Source organism: Microvirga pakistanensis, from assembly GCF_004458765.1.
GTDB lineage: Bacteria > Pseudomonadota > Alphaproteobacteria > Rhizobiales > Beijerinckiaceae > Microvirga > Microvirga pakistanensis.
This window is the reverse complement of record NZ_SPJX01000184.1, coordinates 180,147-198,026: the sequence shown is the minus strand read 5'-3', so window position 1 is coordinate 198,026 and position 17,880 is coordinate 180,147. Positions and strand designations below refer to the sequence as shown.

The 17,880-nt window shown below is 64.3% G+C and carries 23 protein-coding genes; 11 read left to right on the top strand and 12 right to left on the bottom strand.

The features are described from left to right. Nucleotides 1-6: 6 nt before the first annotated feature. The 3 genes from infA to E4K09_RS08690 form a co-directional block, all read right to left on the bottom strand. Nucleotides 7-288: a translation initiation factor IF-1 gene (infA, locus tag E4K09_RS08700; RefSeq protein WP_009494617.1), complete on the bottom strand. Its 282-nt coding sequence runs from the start codon at nucleotides 286-288 to the stop codon at nucleotides 7-9. A gap of 92 nt (nucleotides 289-380) precedes the next feature. Continuing rightward, nucleotides 381-590 carry a cold-shock protein gene (locus E4K09_RS08695; protein WP_047188264.1) on the bottom strand — a complete coding sequence of 70 codons (210 nt, stop codon included), beginning with the start codon at nucleotides 588-590 and terminating at the stop codon, nucleotides 381-383. A 206-nt stretch (nucleotides 591-796) separates the two neighbouring features. Then, complete coding sequence (locus tag E4K09_RS08690; RefSeq protein ID WP_134496349.1) at nucleotides 797-1,057, bottom strand: hypothetical protein; 261 nt, start codon at nucleotides 1,055-1,057, stop codon at nucleotides 797-799. A 175-nt stretch (nucleotides 1,058-1,232) separates the two neighbouring features. On the opposite strand from E4K09_RS08690, the gene E4K09_RS08685 reads away from it, so the two are divergent. The 5 genes from E4K09_RS08685 (at nucleotide 1,233) to E4K09_RS08665 (ending at nucleotide 5,989) form a co-directional block, all read left to right on the top strand. Further along, nucleotides 1,233-2,018, top strand: a complete 786-nt coding sequence (locus E4K09_RS08685; RefSeq protein WP_134496348.1) for a BON domain-containing protein — start codon at nucleotides 1,233-1,235, stop codon at nucleotides 2,016-2,018. 276 nt (nucleotides 2,019-2,294) lie between these two features. Next, on the top strand, nucleotides 2,295-2,669 hold the full coding sequence (locus E4K09_RS08680) for a hypothetical protein (protein ID WP_134496347.1): 375 nt from the start codon (nucleotides 2,295-2,297) through the stop codon (nucleotides 2,667-2,669). Nucleotides 2,670-2,770: 101 nt separating this feature from the next. After that, a complete protein-coding gene (locus E4K09_RS08675; RefSeq protein WP_134496346.1) occupies nucleotides 2,771-4,354 on the top strand; it encodes a class I SAM-dependent methyltransferase in 1,584 nt (527 codons plus the stop codon). Further along, nucleotides 4,351-5,274 carry a nucleotidyltransferase family protein gene (locus E4K09_RS08670; RefSeq protein WP_425293832.1) on the top strand — a complete coding sequence of 308 codons (924 nt, stop codon included), beginning with the start codon at nucleotides 4,351-4,353 and terminating at the stop codon, nucleotides 5,272-5,274. Before E4K09_RS08675 ends, E4K09_RS08670 begins: the two co-directional genes overlap by 4 nt. Further along, nucleotides 5,267-5,989, top strand: a complete 723-nt coding sequence (locus E4K09_RS08665; RefSeq protein ID WP_134496344.1) for a metallophosphoesterase family protein — start codon at nucleotides 5,267-5,269, stop codon at nucleotides 5,987-5,989. Before E4K09_RS08670 ends, E4K09_RS08665 begins: the two co-directional genes overlap by 8 nt. Nucleotides 5,990-6,000: 11 nt before the next feature. Here the strand turns inward: E4K09_RS08665 and E4K09_RS08660 are convergent, their stop codons facing one another. Next, nucleotides 6,001-6,225, bottom strand: a complete 225-nt coding sequence (locus E4K09_RS08660; RefSeq protein ID WP_134496343.1) for a hypothetical protein — start codon at nucleotides 6,223-6,225, stop codon at nucleotides 6,001-6,003. A gap of 231 nt (nucleotides 6,226-6,456) precedes the next feature. Between E4K09_RS08660 and E4K09_RS08655 the strand changes: the two genes are divergently transcribed. Then, complete coding sequence (locus E4K09_RS08655) at nucleotides 6,457-7,038, top strand: type 1 glutamine amidotransferase domain-containing protein (protein WP_134496342.1); 582 nt, start codon at nucleotides 6,457-6,459, stop codon at nucleotides 7,036-7,038. Nucleotides 7,039-7,114: 76 nt separating this feature from the next. On the opposite strand, the gene E4K09_RS08650 is transcribed toward E4K09_RS08655, so the two are convergent. The 3 genes from E4K09_RS08650 to E4K09_RS08640 all read right to left on the bottom strand — a co-directional run bounded on the left by E4K09_RS08650 (nucleotide 7,115) and on the right by E4K09_RS08640 (nucleotide 9,702). Continuing rightward, on the bottom strand, nucleotides 7,115-8,107 hold the full coding sequence (locus E4K09_RS08650) for a Tim44 domain-containing protein (protein WP_425293825.1): 993 nt from the start codon (nucleotides 8,105-8,107) through the stop codon (nucleotides 7,115-7,117). Nucleotides 8,108-8,261: 154 nt separating this feature from the next. After that, on the bottom strand, nucleotides 8,262-8,549 hold the full coding sequence (locus E4K09_RS08645; protein ID WP_134496340.1) for a DUF3072 domain-containing protein: 288 nt from the start codon (nucleotides 8,547-8,549) through the stop codon (nucleotides 8,262-8,264). 265 nt (nucleotides 8,550-8,814) lie between these two features. Continuing rightward, nucleotides 8,815-9,702, bottom strand: coding sequence for a branched-chain amino acid aminotransferase (locus tag E4K09_RS08640; RefSeq protein ID WP_134496339.1), 888 nt, complete (start codon nucleotides 9,700-9,702; stop codon nucleotides 8,815-8,817). A 152-nt stretch (nucleotides 9,703-9,854) separates the two neighbouring features. On the opposite strand from E4K09_RS08640, the gene E4K09_RS08635 reads away from it, so the two are divergent. The 3 genes from E4K09_RS08635 to E4K09_RS08625 are packed head-to-tail and all read left to right on the top strand — an operon-like array spanning nucleotide 9,855 to nucleotide 12,516. Next, a complete protein-coding gene (locus tag E4K09_RS08635; RefSeq protein ID WP_134496338.1) occupies nucleotides 9,855-10,394 on the top strand; it encodes a MarR family winged helix-turn-helix transcriptional regulator in 540 nt (179 codons plus the stop codon). Nucleotides 10,395-10,432: 38 nt separating this feature from the next. Beyond that, a complete protein-coding gene (locus E4K09_RS08630; protein ID WP_134496337.1) occupies nucleotides 10,433-11,152 on the top strand; it encodes a response regulator in 720 nt (239 codons plus the stop codon). Beyond that, nucleotides 11,149-12,516 carry an ATP-binding protein gene (locus E4K09_RS08625; protein WP_134496336.1) on the top strand — a complete coding sequence of 456 codons (1,368 nt, stop codon included), beginning with the start codon at nucleotides 11,149-11,151 and terminating at the stop codon, nucleotides 12,514-12,516. Before E4K09_RS08630 ends, E4K09_RS08625 begins: the two co-directional genes overlap by 4 nt. 126 nt (nucleotides 12,517-12,642) lie before the next feature. Here E4K09_RS08625 and E4K09_RS08620 read toward each other — a convergent pair whose 3' ends face one another. From E4K09_RS08620 to E4K09_RS08600, 5 genes are all read right to left on the bottom strand, one after another. After that, nucleotides 12,643-13,002 (bottom strand): tRNA-binding protein, encoded by a 360-nt coding sequence (locus tag E4K09_RS08620; protein ID WP_134496335.1) that lies wholly within the window; start codon nucleotides 13,000-13,002, stop codon nucleotides 12,643-12,645. Between the two features lie 17 nt (nucleotides 13,003-13,019). Next, entirely contained in the window at nucleotides 13,020-13,721 is a 702-nt protein-coding gene (locus E4K09_RS08615) for a TetR/AcrR family transcriptional regulator (RefSeq protein WP_134496334.1), read from the bottom strand. A 147-nt stretch (nucleotides 13,722-13,868) separates the two neighbouring features. Further along, nucleotides 13,869-14,696 (bottom strand): pyrroline-5-carboxylate reductase, encoded by an 828-nt coding sequence (gene proC, locus E4K09_RS08610; protein WP_134496333.1) that lies wholly within the window; start codon nucleotides 14,694-14,696, stop codon nucleotides 13,869-13,871. An 88-nt stretch (nucleotides 14,697-14,784) separates the two neighbouring features. Then, the gene (locus E4K09_RS08605; RefSeq protein WP_134496332.1) at nucleotides 14,785-15,285 is read right to left on the bottom strand and encodes a type III secretion system chaperone family protein; all 501 of its coding nucleotides are present in this window, start codon (nucleotides 15,283-15,285) and stop codon (nucleotides 14,785-14,787) included. Between the two features lie 245 nt (nucleotides 15,286-15,530). Next, entirely contained in the window at nucleotides 15,531-15,803 is a 273-nt protein-coding gene (locus E4K09_RS08600; protein WP_134496331.1) for an accessory factor UbiK family protein, read from the bottom strand. Between the two features lie 136 nt (nucleotides 15,804-15,939). On the opposite strand from E4K09_RS08600, the gene lgt reads away from it, so the two are divergent. Together lgt and E4K09_RS08590 are read left to right on the top strand one after the other, a co-directional pair. After that, nucleotides 15,940-16,797, top strand: coding sequence for a prolipoprotein diacylglyceryl transferase (gene lgt, locus E4K09_RS08595; RefSeq protein ID WP_134496330.1), 858 nt, complete (start codon nucleotides 15,940-15,942; stop codon nucleotides 16,795-16,797). Next, the gene (locus E4K09_RS08590; RefSeq protein WP_134496329.1) at nucleotides 16,794-17,870 is read left to right on the top strand and encodes a class I SAM-dependent methyltransferase; all 1,077 of its coding nucleotides are present in this window, start codon (nucleotides 16,794-16,796) and stop codon (nucleotides 17,868-17,870) included. The genes lgt and E4K09_RS08590 overlap by 4 nt, the downstream gene beginning before the upstream one ends. Nucleotides 17,871-17,880: the final 10 nt, after the last annotated feature.

Genomic DNA, 17,880 nt, shown 5'->3' with positions numbered 1-17,880 from the left:
ACCGGATCACCGGCGCCGGAACTGCTGGTTGCCCCGCTGCGGCGGACGTGGGCCGGACGATGCACCCGAGTCCTTGTGGCGGAAGATGAGCCGGCCCTTCTCGAGATCGTAGGGCGACATCTCGACGGTCACGCGGTCCCCCGCCAGCGTCTTGATGCGGTTCTTCTTCATCTTGCCGGCCGTATAGGCAATGACCTCGTGGCCATTGTCGAGCTGCACGCGATAACGGGCGTCCGGCAGAATTTCAGTCACAAGTCCTTCGAAGGTGATCAGTTCTTCCTTGGCCATGCAAAGCCTTCCTCATAACAAAAAAGCCGCTCCTCATGCGGAACGGCCGATAAGCAAGAGAGCGTGCGGGGCACGCTCTCCAGTATCAAACCTTACGCGTTCTGCAGGTTCACTGCAGAGGTGCGGCCGGTGCGCTGGTCGGTCTGAAGCTCGTAGGAGATCTTCTGACCCTCGCGCAGGCCACGCATGCCGGCGCGCTCGAGCGCCGTCGCATGGACGAACACGTCCTTGCCGCCGTTGTCGGGCTGGATGAAACCATAACCCTTGGTTTCATTGTACCACTTCACGGTTCCCTGTTCCATGGGAATTCCTTTCACTGTCGCTTGCACGTGGGCGAGAGCCTGAGCCAACCGCCCGTTAGTCGATATTGGTAGAGAGAAGGAACGTGCGCCCGGCAGTGCCAAAGCGAAGTAGCCCAGTCGTCCGGCCAAATGTCGATGCCGAAATAAGTAGGGGAAGGATTTGGCAATTGCAAGGCAGGACAGCTAAGCCTTGTTGGGTAGACCAGTCAGCCAGATCCGGCTCCGCGCAGGCCCGAGACGAAGGCCCTCAGGGCGCTCTCCCCCTCGTCCGTGAAGCGAATCTCGTCGCCATCCGCCTCGATGAGGCCCCGTCCCGTCAGTTCGGACACGGCGGAATCGCTGGCCTTGTGCCCGGCCCCGTCGCGCTGCACCACGCTTCTGACCATCTGGCCGCTGGACAATTGGTGATAGGCCGCGAAGGCGAAGACCGCCAGGGCCTCGTCGCTCAAACCCGATAATTGCGCCATGGGGAACCTCTGCCTTGTGGATCGCCGCATCCGGTCAATGCCGTCCCGACGGACCCGTTCAAGCGCGGCCTTGGAAAAAGCCGCAGGAGGAACGGGTTTTGAGGCCTTACGTTGTTTGGAGCAAGGCCGCCCCTGGAGGCGGGCCCATTCCCAGGTATTGGAAAGGAGCGCTCCCATGGCCAACGATCGCTATCGCGACGATGACGACGGCTATATCGCCCGTCGAGGCTTCGGCAACGAACGCGCCGGCTACGACCGCAGCCGCGATGCCAGCTACGAGAGCACGCCCAGGCGCGATTACGGGGATTCCGCCGGCTACGGCTCGGGCGGCTCTACCCGTGACTGGCGCGACGTGGTCGGCCAGGACAGGGACTACGATCCCTCCTCGCTCTTCCGGTCGGGCCGCAACCGCGGCGGGAATCCGAACCGCGAGCACGACCGGGACTGGTCCGGCTCCGACACCTTCGGGCGCGGCTCGCGCGATTATAACGAGGACAGGGGCTTCCTCGACCGCGCTGGGGATGAGGTGCGGTCCTGGTTCGGCGACGACGCCGAGCGCCGCGGCGATCAGGACATGCGCCAGGCTGGCCAGCATCGCGGCCGCGGCCCGAAAGGCTATCAGCGGTCGGACGCCAGGATTATGGAGGACGTGAACGACCGCCTGACGGAGGACCCGCATATCGACGCCTCCGAGATCGAGGTCTCGGTGTCGAACCGCGAGGTCACCTTAAGCGGCACCGTGAACAGCCGATTTGAGAAGCGGCATGCGGAGGACATCGCGGCCTCCGTCTCGGGAGTCACCCATGTGCAGAACAACCTGCGCATCCAGCAGGCAGCCGATATGGGCATGGGCGGCAGCATGCTCTCGGGAGCGGGTGCGGCCGGCGCCGGAACGGTCGGGCGCCCTGAGGTGAACGCTGCAGACGCGGGCGGCATCGGCGGCCGCAAGCGCGGCACCTGACCCTTTCGGCCATGCGGGGACGCCGTTCCCCTCACAAAAAACTGTGAGCACCGGCGTGGTTGCGCCCTGCCCTCTTGGGAGCGGGGTGCACCTGTCGTACGAGGATCTTGCCTTTTCCCGCATGCGTCCGACCTCCTAACATAGGAGGCGGGCCGTCGGACCCGGTTTTTCCGCGCCCGAGGATGCGCTATCAAGAAGAGGAGCATCGGGCGTGCCCGGAAGGCGATGTCCGCTTTTCGGTCCAATGCTCTGGCGACGGAAAGGATGAGAACGACAATGGCAGGTATCTCCGTCACGCTCGAAGGCGACAACATCCAGATCGCGTTCCAGAAGGATGAGCAATCGACGGCCGTGGTCATGGATCCCCATGCCGCCCGCTCCCTGGTCAAGGCCCTCAGCCAGCTCCTCATCGCCATTGGCGAAAGCAGCGACGACCAGGATGAGACTCCCGAAGAACTGGTGGAAGTCACCTCCTCGACCATCGACGTGGGAACCGACGAGCACGGATTGGCGGTGGTGGGTCTGCAGGCCGGGATGATGCCCCCCTTCCTGCTGCGCCTGAAGGACGACGAGGCCCGGCACATCGCCACGAGCCTGCTGGAAATCCTCAACAGTCCGCGGGATGTGCGCATCTCTCATGGAGACCATTAGCCCCGGAAAGGCTTGATCCGGCCAGTTCCATCTGCAAATGTGTCTGTATAACGTATAATCGCGATATACGACCACACGATTGCGGATAGGGTGGGTTGACCATGAGCACCTGGAATTCGGGCTACGTCACCGATGTCGATTACACTTACGGCTTCTACAAGGCGCTGACGCCCCATCTTCTGAGCCTGTTCGCCCTCCTACGCGGCGTCGAAGCCCCGGGCTCGGACCTGGAGCCGCGCAATTACTGCGAACTGGGCTGCGGCCAGGGCTACACCACCAACGTTCTGGCGGCGAGCAATCCGCACATCCAGTTCTATGCGACCGACTTCAACCCGGGCCATATCGCGGGCGCGCAGGATCTAGCGCGGACGGCCAAGCTCCCGAACGTGCATTTCTCCGATGACAGCTTCGGCCAGTACCTGCAGCGCAGGGATCTGCCGGAATTCGACTTCATCGTCCTGCATGGAATCTACAGCTGGATCTCGCCCGAGGCGCGACAGGACATCGTCGCCTTCATCGCCAAGAGGCTGAAGCCCGGCGGCATCGTCTATATCTCGTACAACTGCATGCCGGGCTGGGCCGCCATGATGCCGCTCAGGCATCTTCTGACGGAGCATGCGCAATCCCAGGGAGCATCCCGGCCCCTGCTGCCGCGCGTCTCCGCCTCCCTCGAGTTCATCGAATCCCTCCATCGTCTGGAGGCCGGCTATTTCAAGAGCCACCCGTTGCTGGACGGGCATCTCAAGCAGATGAAGAAGGCCAGCCGCAACTACATCGCGCACGAATACTTCAACCGCGACCTGACCCCATTCTACTTCAAGGATGTGATCCGCGAATTGTCGGAAGCCAAGCTCACATGGGTGGGTCCAGCCAGCGCGATCTCCGGCCTGGACATCATTCATCTGACGAAGGAGCAGCAGGAGCTGCTCGCCGGGATCGACGACGTTGATTTCCGCGAAACGGTCCGTGATCACATCGTCAATCAGCAGTTTCGGCGCGACATCTTCGTCAAAGGTCCACTCCGGCTCAGCCGCCGATCCGTCGCGGACCGATGGCGTGAGACGAGAATTGCCCTGACAAACGCCGGCAATGCCTCCCATGAAGTCAAGGGCATCCGTCATACGCTCAACATACAGCCGGCTCTGATCGGGAACCTCGTGTCCACGCTCGAAGCCGGCCCCCGCTCCTTGCGGGAGATCATGGGCCTGCCCGCATTCAAAGATCACAACCTGGAGAACATGATCCAAGTTATTTCGATCCTCATCGAACAGAATGCCCTGCACCCTTGCCTTCCGGAACAGGGACAGAGCGAACGCAAGATCCGCACGGATTATTTCAACAAGGCCGTCGCCGAGCGCACCGGGGAAGGCGCCCAGCTCACCACCCTGGCATCGCCGGTCCTCGGTGGCGGCGTGTCCCACGACCCGATCAACCTGTTGGTCTGGCTCGCTCTCCACAACAAGGAGGAGGACATTCCGGGAGCCGTGTGGAATTCCATGACACAGGCGGGCCTGAAACTGACCAAGGACGGCAAGACTTTGCAGACCAAGGAGGAAAACCTCGCCGAGTTGAAGCTCCTCCTGTCTTCGCACGAGACGAAGACGCAGCCCATCTGGAGGACGCTGGGGCTTCTCGGGCGGGCGATGAACGCAGCCTCGCGGGAGCCGATCCGCCTCGGCGCCTGAGGGACCCCTTCAAAGGCTCAAACCGAGCCGTCGCGGAACTTCATAACGGCCATACGGTTGTCGAACGCGGGTCATCATCGGCCCCGCTTTGGACAAGGCCCATGGCAGCTCACGACCCAGACCTCACCGCCCATGCTCCTCCCTACGCGGTTCCGATCATCGACGCGAAGGCGGAGCCGACGCTCAAGCATCCGGAATCCGAGGCCTTCTACGCAGAAGCTCTCCGGGAGCTCAACCAGCTCGGCCTGCCCTTCCTGCTGGCCGGCACCTATGCCCTTTCGGCCTATACCGGCATCACGCGTCCCACCAAGGACCTGGACATCTTCTGCAAGGCCGGCGACTACACGCGGGTCCTCTCGCATTTCAAGAACCTTGGATACTCCGTCGAGATCGAGGACGACCGCTGGCTGGGGAAGGTGTTCAAGGGTCAGTACTTCTTCGATGTGATCTTCGCCTCGTCGAACGGCACGATGCCGATCGGCGATCCCTGGTTCGAGCATGCCCGGCAGATCGAGGTGTTCGGCCATCCGGTGCGCATCGTCGGTCCGACCGAGCTCGTCTGGTCCAAGTGCTTCATCCAGCTTCGCCACCGCTACGACGGCGCAGACGTGGCGCACACCATCCTCAAGGCGCATGATCAGATCGACTGGCATCGCCTGCTGGCCTACATGGAAGTTCATTGGGAGGTGCTGCTCATGCACCTGCTCAACTTCCGCTGGATCTATCCGTCCGAGCGCGACAAGGTCCCGCGCTGGGTGATGGACGAGCTGCTCGACCGGTTGACCAAACAACGCGATTTGCCGCCGCCGCAGATGAAGGTGTGCCGCGGGCGGATGTTCTCGCGGATCGACTACGAGATCGACGTGAAGCAATGGGGCTTCGCCGATGTGGGCGGCGAAGGTGAATGGCGGAATGAGTGACGGTGAGAAGATTCTGAAGGTCGCGGCGATGGGCGACCTTCACGTGCGCGAAGACAACGGCAGCTCCTATCGTGAACTGTTCGGCGAAATCTCCAAGGAGGCGGACGTTCTCGTCCTTGCCGGTGATCTCACGGATCTCGGCAAGCCAAAGGAGGCCGAGATCCTCGCGCAGGATCTCAAGGCCTGCTCGATCCCCGTCGTGGGCGTGCTCGGCAATCACGACTACGAGTGCGGCGCTCATGAAGAGGTCGCGCGGATCCTGCGCGAGGCGGGCATGAAAGTGCTCGACGGACAATCCGTCGAGATCGACGGTGTCGGCTTCGTCGGCGTAAAGGGCTTTGCGGGCGGCTTCGGGCGGCGCATGCTGGGCTTCTTCGGCGAGCCCGCCATGAAGCAGTTCGTCAACGAGACCATGAACGAGACCTTGCGGCTCGAAAACGCCATGCGCCAGGTGCGCGCCAAACGCTCCGTCGTCGTTCTGCACTACGCGCCGGTGCCCGATACCATTGAGAGCGAGCCTCTGGAGATCTATCCCTTCCTCGGCTCCTCGCGCCTGGCCGAGACCATCGACCGCTTCAAGGTCAACGCCATCGTGCACGGCCATGCCCATCGCGGCCGTTTCGAAGGCCGCACGCCTGGCGGGCAACCGGTCTACAACGTCGCCAAGCACATCGAGAAGCCGAACGGAAAACCCTACGCGATCCTCGAAATCTGACCTTTCGCTTGCTAGAACCGCGTTCCCGGATCGGTCGGGTTTCCGGGCAGATAATCGGGCTCCGAACCCGGCCCCTTCGGATCCATGATGCCCGGATCGTTCACGGGATAGGGCGTGCGCGGACCAGTCGGGCCCGTATCCGGCAGATCGTCGGGATCGCTGCCGGGCGGCGGCACATCGCTCGGAATGTTTCCACCGGGCGACGGCTCGTCTGTGGGCATTCCTGGATTGGCCATTCTCGTCATCCCTGTTGAATTGTCCGCGACCTCAGTCAACCGGCCTACGCAAACCAGGTTCCGAACACGCGTGGCGTTCGGAACCCCTGCCCGCCTCATCCGTTCCATGGGCGTCCACAGAGGGCATCGGACGGGATGCGCCGGTGCTCCTTTTCACAGCAGCGCGTCGGGTGATCGGCAAGGGCAGATCCGCTCCTCCGGACGGCGCGCTCACAATCAATGGAGAGCATCATGCCTGAAATTCAACACGCCAAGATCCTCATCATGGCGACGGACGGATTCGAGCAGTCGGAACTCATGGTGCCGCAGCAGAAGCTCTCGGAAGCAGGCGCAACGGTCGAGGTGGCCGCCCCCAAATCGCGCATGAATCAGTCCGAAATTCGCGGCTGGGACGAGAAGGATTGGGGCAAGAGCGTGAAGGTCGACAAGGATCTCGAGAATGTCGACCCTGCCGCCTACGACGCGCTCGTGCTGCCTGGCGGCCAGATCAATCCCGACAAGCTGCGCGTCGAGCAGAAAGCCATCGAGATCATCCGCGCCTTCTATTCGTCCGGCAAAGTCATCGCCGCCATCTGCCACGCGCCCTGGCTACTCGTGGAGGCGGGCGTGCTCAAGGGCAAGGCATGCACCTCGTACCATTCTATCAAGACGGACGTGATGAATGCCGGTGGCGAGTGGCGCGACGAGACGGTGGTGACCGATCAGGGCGTGATCACCAGCCGCAACCCGGGCGATCTCGACGCTTTCGTCAAGAAGATCATCGAGGAGGTTCGCGAGGGCTCTCACGCCAACCGCCGCCAGGCTGCGGAGTGATCGCTCATCGCGAGCGTGCCAACAAAAAAGCGGCCGGAGAACCGGCCGCTTTCCCATAGTTGACGATCGAGAGGCCTTAAGCCTGCTGGATCGCGGAGATCTTCCAGGGGCCACCCTGGTCGCGGCGGAACGTCCACAGCTCCGTGGCCTGCTCGGGCTTCGAAGGATCGCCTTCAAGCACCCGGCCCGTGGCCTTGTCGGTCAGGATGTCGATCAGCGAGAACCGCATGGCGACGGTCGCATACTCGGTCGTGCCTTCACGCCACGCCTCGGACAGATCGCCCTGAAGCAGGCGCACGTCCGTGACCTTGTTCACGACGCCGCGCGCGTTGTTGTCGTTGAGCTCCTCCTGGATGTAGCCCGCCATTTCGGGCGTCGCCATAGTCCAGAGCTTCTCGATGTCCTGGCGCGAATAGGCGTCCTGCAGCTCGACGAGGGAACGCTCGAAGGCCGCGTAATCCTTCTCGCCGATGCCGACCTCGTCGCGCACCTCCGTGCGGCGGCGCGACTGGTTCAGCCCGCCCAAGGCGCCGCCGAGAGCGCCACCGCCGAGGCCGCCGATCCCGCCGAGTCCACCGCCCATGGGACGTCCGCCCGCGGGAGGCACGCTGCCCCCGGCCATGCTTTGTTGATGCCCCTGCGGTCCCGCATAGGACGGCTCCTGACGCCGGCGGAACCACTTCATGGCGAACGAGATCAGCAGCACGATCAGGCCGATCTGGAGCAGAAGCCCCATGATGGAGGCGAGACCGGCGAGGCCGCCGAAGAAGCCGTTGCCCATCAGCAGGCCGAGCAGGCCCGCGCCGAAGAGGCCGGCCATGAGGCCGGTGCCGAAGCCGAAGCGGCGCGGCTGCGCCACGTTCGGAGCCGGGGTGCCGGGACGATTGAGGTTCGGCCCCTGGTTCGGAATCTGCGAGCGCTGAATCGGCGCGGCCGCCTCGGGCGCCGTCCGAGTGGCCGGCGGCGGCGTATAGGTGCGTCCGCCGCGCGATCCGAAGCTGCCCCGTCCGCCGACGCGAGCCTCGGCGGCGCTGCCGGCCAGAACCAGGGCGGCAGCCAGAGCGACCATGACGCGGCTTCGGCGAGAAGCAAGTTTCATCATCGTTGCGTTTCATCCTTCCGGAGCACGATGCTCCAGCCTTCAATGTGGTGATGGTCCGCCCCCGGCGGAAGGGGCGGACCATCTTATCCAATGCCGAAAAGGCGGGATCGATCCGAAAGGATTAACGGTCCCTGTCCTGCTTGAGCTGGTCGATGCGCTTGGAGGCTTCGGCCTTGTCGAGCTTGGGATCGTAGGCTTCGGGCTCGTGGGCCTGCTCCGAGAGCGTCTTGAGATAGGACGCCTGCGCCCCGGTCATCGGCTCATGCCCCGTCACCCAATCCTCGGGATCCTTGATCTGGTTGCCCTGAGCATCCGGGCTCCCTTTCGGGTTCTCGGCCGCGGGAGCATGCTGGCGCTCGTGAGCAGGCTCATGGGCCTGCTGACCGGTGGCTTTGCTGTGCGATGTCATGCGAGACTCCTATTGTTCTCTGTTTGTTCCAAAACGAGAACATCTGAATCATGGTGTTGGTTCCGCTGCGGAAAGACGGACTACCTCCGCCGACTCGTCCCCGTTATCCACAGGCTACGCGGCGAACTTGCGGCCACGCTCGGGTTCCGAGTTTGTTCGCGCCCGAACGGCCTGCTTCCCGTGGCCGGCCCCCCGGAACGAGCTCCCACGAAAAATGCCCGGGACGAGCCCGGGCATGCCGTGTCGCACAGAAACCGGAAAAGGCTTACGCAGCCTTGGCCTTGGGTTGCACCTCGGCCGTGTAGTCGTCCATCAGCATCTTGGTGATGGCGCCCGGCGTGTAGGTGTAGGGTCCGACCTCCGACACCGGCGTCACCTCGGCCGCCGTGCCGGTGATGAAGCACTCCTGGAAGCCCGAGAGTTCGTCCGGCATGATCCGGCGCTCGGCCACTTCAAGACCGCGGCGCTTGGCGATCTCGATCACGGTCTGGCGCGTGATGCCGTCGAGGAAGCAGTCGGCGACCGGGGTATGGACCACACCCTCCTTCACGAAGAACACGTTGGCGCCCGTGCATTCGGCGACGCGGCCCTGCCAGTCTAGCATGAGCGCATCGGCATAGCCCTTGCGCTCCGCCTTGTGCTTCGAGATGGTGCAGATCATGTACAGACCTGCGGCCTTGGCCGTGGACGGCGCCGTCGCCGGATCCGGGCGGCGGTAATCCGCCATATCGATGCGGATGCCCTTCATCTTCTGAGCCGGATCGAAATAGCTCGGCCATTCCCATGCGGCGATGGCGAGATGGATCATGTTCGCCTGCGCGGCCACGCCCATCATCTCCGAGCCGCGCCAAGCAACGGGGCGCAGATAGGCGTCGATCATGCCGTTCTTCTCCAGCACGAGGCGCTTGGCGGCGTCGATCTCGGCCACCGTGTAGGGGATCTCGAAATCCAGGATCTGGGCCGATTTCTTCAGGCGCTCGGAATGCTGGGTCGATTTGAAGATCTCGCCCCCATAGGCGCGCTCGCCCTCGAACACGCTCGAGCCGTAATGGAGACCGTGCGAGAGAACGTGGAGCTTTGCGTCTTTCCAGGGTACGAGCTGCCCGTCGTACCAGATCCATCCATCACGTTGATCGAAGGGGGTCGCGGACATCGTCTTCTCCTTTAATGCCGACCTTTGTGGCAAACCGGGGCCGTGTAATTTCCGGTCGCATCCGTGATCTTTGGGTTCCATTCATTTCACGAAAGCGGCTTGACGAGTAACAATCGTCCTGAGATATGTCAACAAGGCTGACATAAAACTGGATGGGGACGGTGCCTGACGCGATCCCGGCTTTCAAGAGACGATCCTCCGAGCAGACCCTCGAAAGGGATATCCTGGCCGAAACGCCGGCCTACGACCTGATCGAGCTGTTCTTCTTCGCCTATCGCGACTTCGTCAGCGATCCGGACAGGATCCTGGACGAATATGGCTTCGGTCGGGCGCACCACCGGGTCCTGCACTTCGTCAGCCGCCAGCCGGGCCTGACGATCGCGGAGCTTCTGGACATCCTCAGGATCACGAAGCAGAGCCTGAACCGCGTTCTCAAGGAGCTGATCGAAAAGAACTTCATCGAAAGCCGGATGGGCACGGCCGACCGGCGTCAGCGGCTTCTCCACGCCACGCCGCAAGGCCACGACCTCGCCCTGAAGCTCGCCAAGCTCCAGACCCGCCGGATCATGCGGGCCCTGGCGGATGCGGAGCCCGCCGCCAAGGAGGCTGTCAGCCGGTACCTCCTGAGCCTGATCGATCCGGATGACCGCGAGCATGTGAAGCGCCTCGTATTCGGGCCCGACAAAACCTGATAAAGCAGGGTGCCTCTTTCTCCAGCATCCTCGAGCCCATGGAAGCGACCCGCATCGATATCCCCGACCACGCCCCGCACGTTCTCGTGGTGGACGACGACCGGCGTCTGCGCGACCTCCTCACGCGGTTCCTGTCGGAGAACGGCTATCGGGTGACGGCGGCCGCCAGCGCCGCGGAAGCCCGATCCAAAACCGAGAGTTTCCTGTTCGACGCCCTGGTTCTCGACGTGATGATGCCCGGGGAAACCGGCTTCGATTATGCCCGCAGCATCCGGCAGACCTCCCAGGTACCGATCCTGATGCTCACGGCCCGGTCCGATACGTCGGACCGCGTGACGGGCCTCGAGATCGGGGCGGACGACTATCTCGCAAAGCCCTTCGAGCCGCGCGAGCTTCTGCTGCGTCTCGGCAATATCCTCAGGCGCGCCGTCCCGGCCCCGGGCGCCCGGGGCGGAGATGTTCCCGACACCATCCATTTCGGCCCCTTCTCCTATCGATTCGATCGCGGCGAGCTGCGCCGCGACGAGGAGGTGGTGCGCATCACGGAGCGTGAGCGCGAGATCCTGACGATTCTGGGCTCCGCCGCCGGCGACAACGTCCCGCGCGAGGCGCTTGCCGGGAACGGCGCCGCCGCCAACGAGAGGACCGTGGACGTGCAGATCAACCGTCTGCGTCGCAAGATCGAGAACGATCCCGCCAATCCGATTTTTCTGCAGACCGTGCGCGGGATCGGCTATCGCCTCGTGATCGACCGATGAAAATCGGCGCGGCCCTTCACTACACGCCGCTCGATCGGGCGGCGCGCTGGTTCGGCAGATTTCTGCCGAAGGGGCTTTATGCGCGCGCGCTCATCATCATCATCGCGCCGGTCATCCTGCTGCAATCCGTGGTCGCCTACGTGTTCATGGAGCGGCATTACGAGCTGGTGACGCGCCGCCTGTCCTCCGCCGTCACGGCGGACATCGCAGCCCTCATCCAGATCTACGAGAGTTACCCGCAGGACAGGAACGCATCGACGCTCGCGCGCATCGCGTCCGAAAGCCTCCAGCTCGACATGGACATTCTGCACAATGCGGATCTGCCGCCGCCGGGCCCGAAGCCGTTCTTCTCGATCCTGGACGAAACCCTCTCCAACGAGCTGCGCCGCCAGATCGACCGGCCCTACTGGCTCGACACGGTGGGACGCTCCAACTTCGTGGAAGTGCGCATCAAGCTCGATCAGGACACCGTGATGCGGGTTCTCGCGCGGCGCAGCCAGGCCTATGCGTCGAACTCGCACATCTTCCTGGTCTGGATGGGCGGCTCGTCCTTCGTGCTCTTGGGCATCGCAATCCTGTTCCTGCGCAACCAGATCCGCCCAATCCTTCGGCTCGCGGAGGCCGCCGAAGCGCTCGGCAAGGGTCGGGAGATCGACTTTCGCCCGCGCGGCGCGCGCGAGGTGCGCCAGGCCGGCTACGCCTTCATCGAGATGAAGCGCCGCATCGAGCGCAACCTCGAACAGCGCACGACCATGCTCAACGGTGTCAGCCACGATCTGCGCACCATTCTCACACGCTTCACGCTCTCGCTTGCGCTCATGCCCGCAACGCCGGAGATCGAGGACCTCAAGCGCGACGTGGACGAGATGAGCCGTATGCTGGAGGGCTATCTCGCCTTCGCGCGCGGCGCAGGCGACGACGCGGGCGAGCAGGCAGGGGAAGCGGATCTGCGGCAGCTTCTTGAGGAGGTGCAGTCGGACGCGGAGCGCCAGGGCCACGTGACGGGACTCGACATCGTGGGCGATCCCATCATCATCGTTCGTCCCGATGCCTTCCGGCGCCTGCTCTTCAACCTCGTGTCCAACGCCGCGCGCCATGGCAAGCGCATCGAGATTTCCGCCAACCATGAAACGCGCTGGCTTGTGCTGCACGTAGACGACGACGGCCCGGGCATTCCGGAGGGCCAGCGCGAGGAAGTGTTCAAGCCCTTCGTGCGCCTGGACGAGGCCCGCAACCAGGACAAAGGCGGCTCCGGCCTCGGCCTGTCCATCGCGCGCGACATCGCGCGCGCTCACGGTGGAGACATCACCTTGAGCGAGAGCCCGCTCGGAGGCCTGCGCGCGACGGTGCGCCTGCCGGCCTGATGGCGCTCAGCCCCGTTATGGCCGAACCTGTTCCAGCCATCCCGATTGGAAGAACGCAACGCTTCACCGAAGCGAGATCACCGGCACGCGGCCGGTGATGACGTCCCGACCGCTCGGACCGTGGCTTCAATAAAGCCTTCCGCCCACCGGCACGTCGCGGTCGGGGCGGATGAGCATCACGTCGCCGTTCGCGTCCGGCACCCCGAGGGTGAGAACCTCCGACATGAACGGACCGATCTGGCGCGGCGGGAAATTGACCACGGCGAGCACCAGCGATCCGACCAGTTCCTCGATCGTGTGGTTCACGGTGATCTGGGCGGATGAACGCTTGGTGCCGATCTCGGGACCGAAATCGATGGTGAGCTTGAAGGCCGGCTTGCGGGCCTGCGGAAAAGGCTCCGCGGCTGTGATCCGTCCGACGCGGATGTCTACCTTCAGAAAGTCGTCGAACGTGATCGTCGGCGTCGGCGATGGCGCCTGGTCCATGAATGCCCCCTTCTCCGTCAGATGGCGGCGGCGGGATTGTCCGCGTCGCCTTCCCGTGTTTCGCGTCGCTCGCGGCGCGTGGAGCGGCGCCCTTCCCTCAGCGCGCGCCCGACGGCACGCAGTGGAGCCGTCAACCGGCGCAGATCCTCGGCGCCTTCGAGCACGCGCTCGCCACGGCGCAGCTCGCGGTCGAGCCGCGCCATGGTTCTGGCGAGGGTCGGATCATCGTCGTCGAGCCATGTGCGTAAGGTGTTGGAATAGACGAGCACCGCCCCCTGCAGTTTGAGCGTTCCGAGCGGCCCTTCCGTGCCGATGCCTGCCGCGGCCAGCATGAAGCGCATGGAATTCACGGCCACCTGATGCAGGGCCGCCATCGAGAGGGGATCGTACTGGATGTCGCGGAAAATCCGGCGGAGCGCTTCCTTGTAGGGTTCAAGCGCATCGAAGCGGCGCATGAGCACGTCGAAGATGCGCTCACGGGCGGGTTCGCCGGCGAGATCGTCCGTCGTCTCCTGCAGCACCCTGCGGTCGATCCGCCGCGAGAGCCCCCCGAGCACTGCGCCTTTCGACGGGAAGAGATCGCGGAACTCCGCCAGCGAGACGCCCGCGGCTTGCGCGATGTCGTTGATCTCAATCTCGCTCCAGGGCCGCGTGGCGGCCAGTCCCATCAGGGCATCGATGATGGCGCTGCGCTTGTCGACCGGGGATTCCACCGTCATGGCATTCTCCTGAACATGCAATCGTCCCGTGGATCTAGAGCATTTTTCGGCGAAGTGGCTCCGGTTCGCCGCCAAAAAAGCGGCACACCCCAGAAGAGAGATGATTCCACGCCCGTGGAAACAGCTCTAGGCGCCCAAGCCCGTCTGTCAGCCCGCGAGCTCCTCCGCACGGCGCTTGGCCGCAGCCACCGCCTCGCGCATGAGGCCTTTCAGCCCATCCGGATCGCGCATGAGAACCTCAAGCGCCGCCGCCGTGGTGCCCCCCGGCGAGGTCACGTTCTGGCGCAGGGTCGCGGGCGGCAGGTCGCTCTGGAACAGAAGTTCGCCCGCGCCCGTCACGGTGGCGCGCGCCAGCCGCTGTGCAAGCTCGGCGGGCAGCCCGGCGGCGGCGCCCGCTTCCGCCAGGCATTCGACGAGATGGAACACATAAGCCGGTCCCGAACCGGAAACGGCGGTAACCGCATCGATGAGGTCTTCGGACGGCAGCCACTCGACGATGCCGTTGCTCGACAGGAGCGCATCGGCCATCGACCGGTGCTTTTCCGAAACCTCGGCATTGGCGGCCGCGCCGGTCGCCCCGCGCCCGATGCTCGCAGGCAGGTTCGGCATGGCGCGCACGACCGCGGAGGCGGACGGAATCCTGCTCCTCAGGTCGCCGATGGTCTTGCCTGCCAGGATCGAGATGATGAGCGTCTGCGGACCGACCCACGCGGCCAAGGCGGGCGCGGCCGCGTCGAGCATCTGCGGCTTAATGGCGAGCACGAGGACGTCGGGCGCCGAGGGATCGGCGGGATTGAGCGCAATGCCCATTTCTGTGCAGAAGCGCACCATCTCGTCCGACGCGCGAGGATCGATCACCGTCATGCCGGAGGGCTTCATGCCTACCTTGAGCCAGCCCTCCAGCATGGAGCCGCCCATCTTGCCGGCACCGACGAGAACAAGGGACGAAGGCAAGCGGTCAGGATTGATCGACATCGGGAATCTTCCGGCGTGGGAGTGAAGCGACGGCCGCTACTATTCACATGCCGCCCTGCCCTGTCGAGGCTCGTTTAGGCTCGAAATTTCAAGCCTCGCCCTCGGTCTCGAACAGAACGCTATCGAGGGCCTCGCGCGCCGACTTGCCGGCCCAGATCACGAACTGGAACGCCTGGAAATACCGCTCGCAGGCCTCCACGGCCACGCGCAGCATGGTCTCGCACTGGCCCTGCGTCGGGTCCGCGCCGCCCGCCAGCAGGAGGGAATGGCGGAACATCACCACGTTCTCCGAGCTCCACAGGTCGAAATGGCCGACCCACAGCTGCTCGTTGATGAGGGAAATCAACTGCAGCACGTCCTGGCGCCGCCGCTCGGGCACCTTCAGGTCGAAGGCGCAGGCGACGTGGAGGGCCTCCACGTCCTCGATCCAGGTGAAGGCGATATCGTAATCGGCCCAGCGGCCGGCCACCGAAACCGACATTTCGTCAGCTTCCGCCCGATCGAAAATCCAGTGCCGCAGGGAAGCCAGCCGCTCGACAACGTCAAGGGGATGTTCCACGCGATCGATTTCGATGTGATGCTGAGACATGTCGATCCAAAAAGCTGTTTTGTCTGCATTATGGTAAACACAAGCAGGCAATATCATTTCGTAAGTTCGGACAATATTTGCAAAGAGCTTCTCGAATACACAGAAGCATCCGAGATTCTTGCCACGTCATGCCCGAATCAGCGCATGAATCACAGTCTTAGATTTTGCCCCTGCTCACAATGCGCCTTCAGAACCTGTCCACAACAGGAGGGCTGCGCCTTATGCAGGGCCCATACCCCGAAAGGCTAGGAGACGGCCGGGCCGGCGGACGAGGCGAGCCTTTCCTCCAGGACCTTCAGGCGGGCCTCCAGTCGCTCGTTCTCGGCCCGGGCGGCGAGAACCATCTCGCGCAGCACCTCCACTTCCTCGCGGGTGGCGACATCCATGTCCCTGATCAGGCGCTCGAATTGGCTGCGGACCACGGTTTCGACCTCGCGCCTGACGCCCTGCGCGGCGCCCGCGGCATCGGTGGCGAAGCGGGCGAGTTCATCGAAGATCCGGTTCGAGGATTGGGTCATGATCGAGGGTCCACACGATTTGAGAGGCTTATAAGCCCAGAAAAAGCAGATGTGGGCGCATTTGACGGAAACTGCAACAGGGTTGACGATCGGTCCCCGCCCGGTCCAATGGCACAGCGTTCACCGAAGGCCCGTCATGCCGCTGTCATTTCCCATCCTCGATCCCGTCGCCTTCTCGATCGGCCCCTTCGCGATCCGCTGGTACGCGCTCGCTTATGTGGCGGGCCTCCTGGGCGGTTGGTTCTATGCCAAGCGCCTCGCGGCCCGATCGGGACTCTGGGGGCCGCTACGCCAGCCGAAACCGACGGACATCGACGACCTCATCGTCTGGGTCGCGCTTGGCGTCGTGCTCGGCGGCCGCCTGGGCTATGTGCTGTTCTACAATTTCGGCGCCTATCTCCAGAACCCGCTCGAGGCGTTGGCCGTCTGGCATGGCGGCATGTCCTTCCATGGGGGTTTTCTCGGCGCGGTTCTGGCGCTCGTGCTCTTCGCCCGCTCGCGCGGCCTCAACGGTTTGGCACTGCTCGACATGGCCGCCGTGGTGACGCCCATCGGCCTGTTCTTCGGGCGCATCGCCAACTTCATCAACGGCGAATTGTGGGGCCGCCCCGCCCCGGACTTTCCCTTCGCCGTCGTGTTCCCGCATGCGGGGCCGGTCCCCCGGCATCCGAGCCAGCTCTATGAAGCCCTGGGCGAGGGTCTGCTGCTGTTCGTCGTCATGGCGATCGCCGCGCGGGCCTTCGGCTTCAGGCGCCCGGGCCTCCTCGGCGGCATCTTCGTGCTGGGATACGCCACGGCCCGAATCCTGTGCGAGTTCTTCCGGGAGCCCGATGCGCAGCTCGGCTTCCTCTTCGGGTCGTCCGTGCAGGGCTTAGGGGGCGGCGTCACCATGGGAATGCTGCTCTCGGTGCCCATGGCGATCGTCGGCTTCGTGTTCATCGTCATGGCTCTGCGCGGCTATACGCGCCCAGCACAGACCGTCGAGGCCGCATGACGTCCCTGGGCCGGCATGTGCGCGAGCTCATCGCCATCGAGGGGCCGATCACGGTCGAACGCTACATGAGCCTGTGCCTGAGGCACTACTACGCCACCCGGGACCCGTTGGGCGCGGGCGGCGACTTCACCACCGCGCCCGAGATCAGCCAAATGTTCGGGGAGCTGATCGGCCTATGGCTGCTGGAGGTCTGGAGCGGCATGGGCCGCCCCAACCCGGTTCATCTGGTGGAGCTCGGACCGGGACGCGGCACCCTGATGGCGGATCTGCTGCGGGCCGCGAGGCTCGTGCCGGATTTTCTCACCGCCGCGCAGGTGCACCTGGTGGAAGTGAGCCCGGCCCTGCGCCAGAGGCAGCAGGCGACGCTCGCATCCTCCGGCCTTCCTGTTCAATGGCACGAGAGGCTGGAGGATGTGCCGGACGGTCCGCTGCTCCTCGTCGCCAACGAGTTCTTCGATGCGCTGCCCGTGCGCCAGTTCATCGCCACGGAGCGCGGCTGGTGCGAGCGCCTTGTGGGTCTCGAAGGCGACCGCCTGATCTTCGGCCTGCGCCCGGAGGCCGAGGGGCCGCTCGGCAAGCCGCTGCGGATCGGCGACGTGCTCGAATGGCCCTCCCTGTCCATCGACATCATCCAGGACCTCTCCCGCAGGCTTGCCCGCGACACGGGCGCCGCGCTCGTGATCGATTACGGTTATTGGGGCCCGGCCTTCGGCGACACGCTGCAGGCCTTGAAGAAGCACACCCCGGTCGATCCGCTGGAGGAACCGGGCGAGGCCGACCTGACAGCCCATGTGGACTTTCACCGCCTGGCGCAGGCAGCCTCGGCGCAGGGCCTCTACGCGCACGGCCCCGCGAGCCAGCGCGACTTCCTCCTGGCTCTCGGGATCGAGGCACGGGCCACGTCTCTCAAGATGCGCGCCACGCCGGCCCAAGCCGCCGACATCGAAGCCGCCCTCGCGCGCCTGACCGAGCGCGGCGACAAGGGCATGGGCGACCTCTTTAAGGTTTTGGCCGTTACCCATAAAGGCCTCCAGGCCGTTCCCGGATTGCCGCCCCCTTCCATTGCTTCCTGAAGTTTCAAGC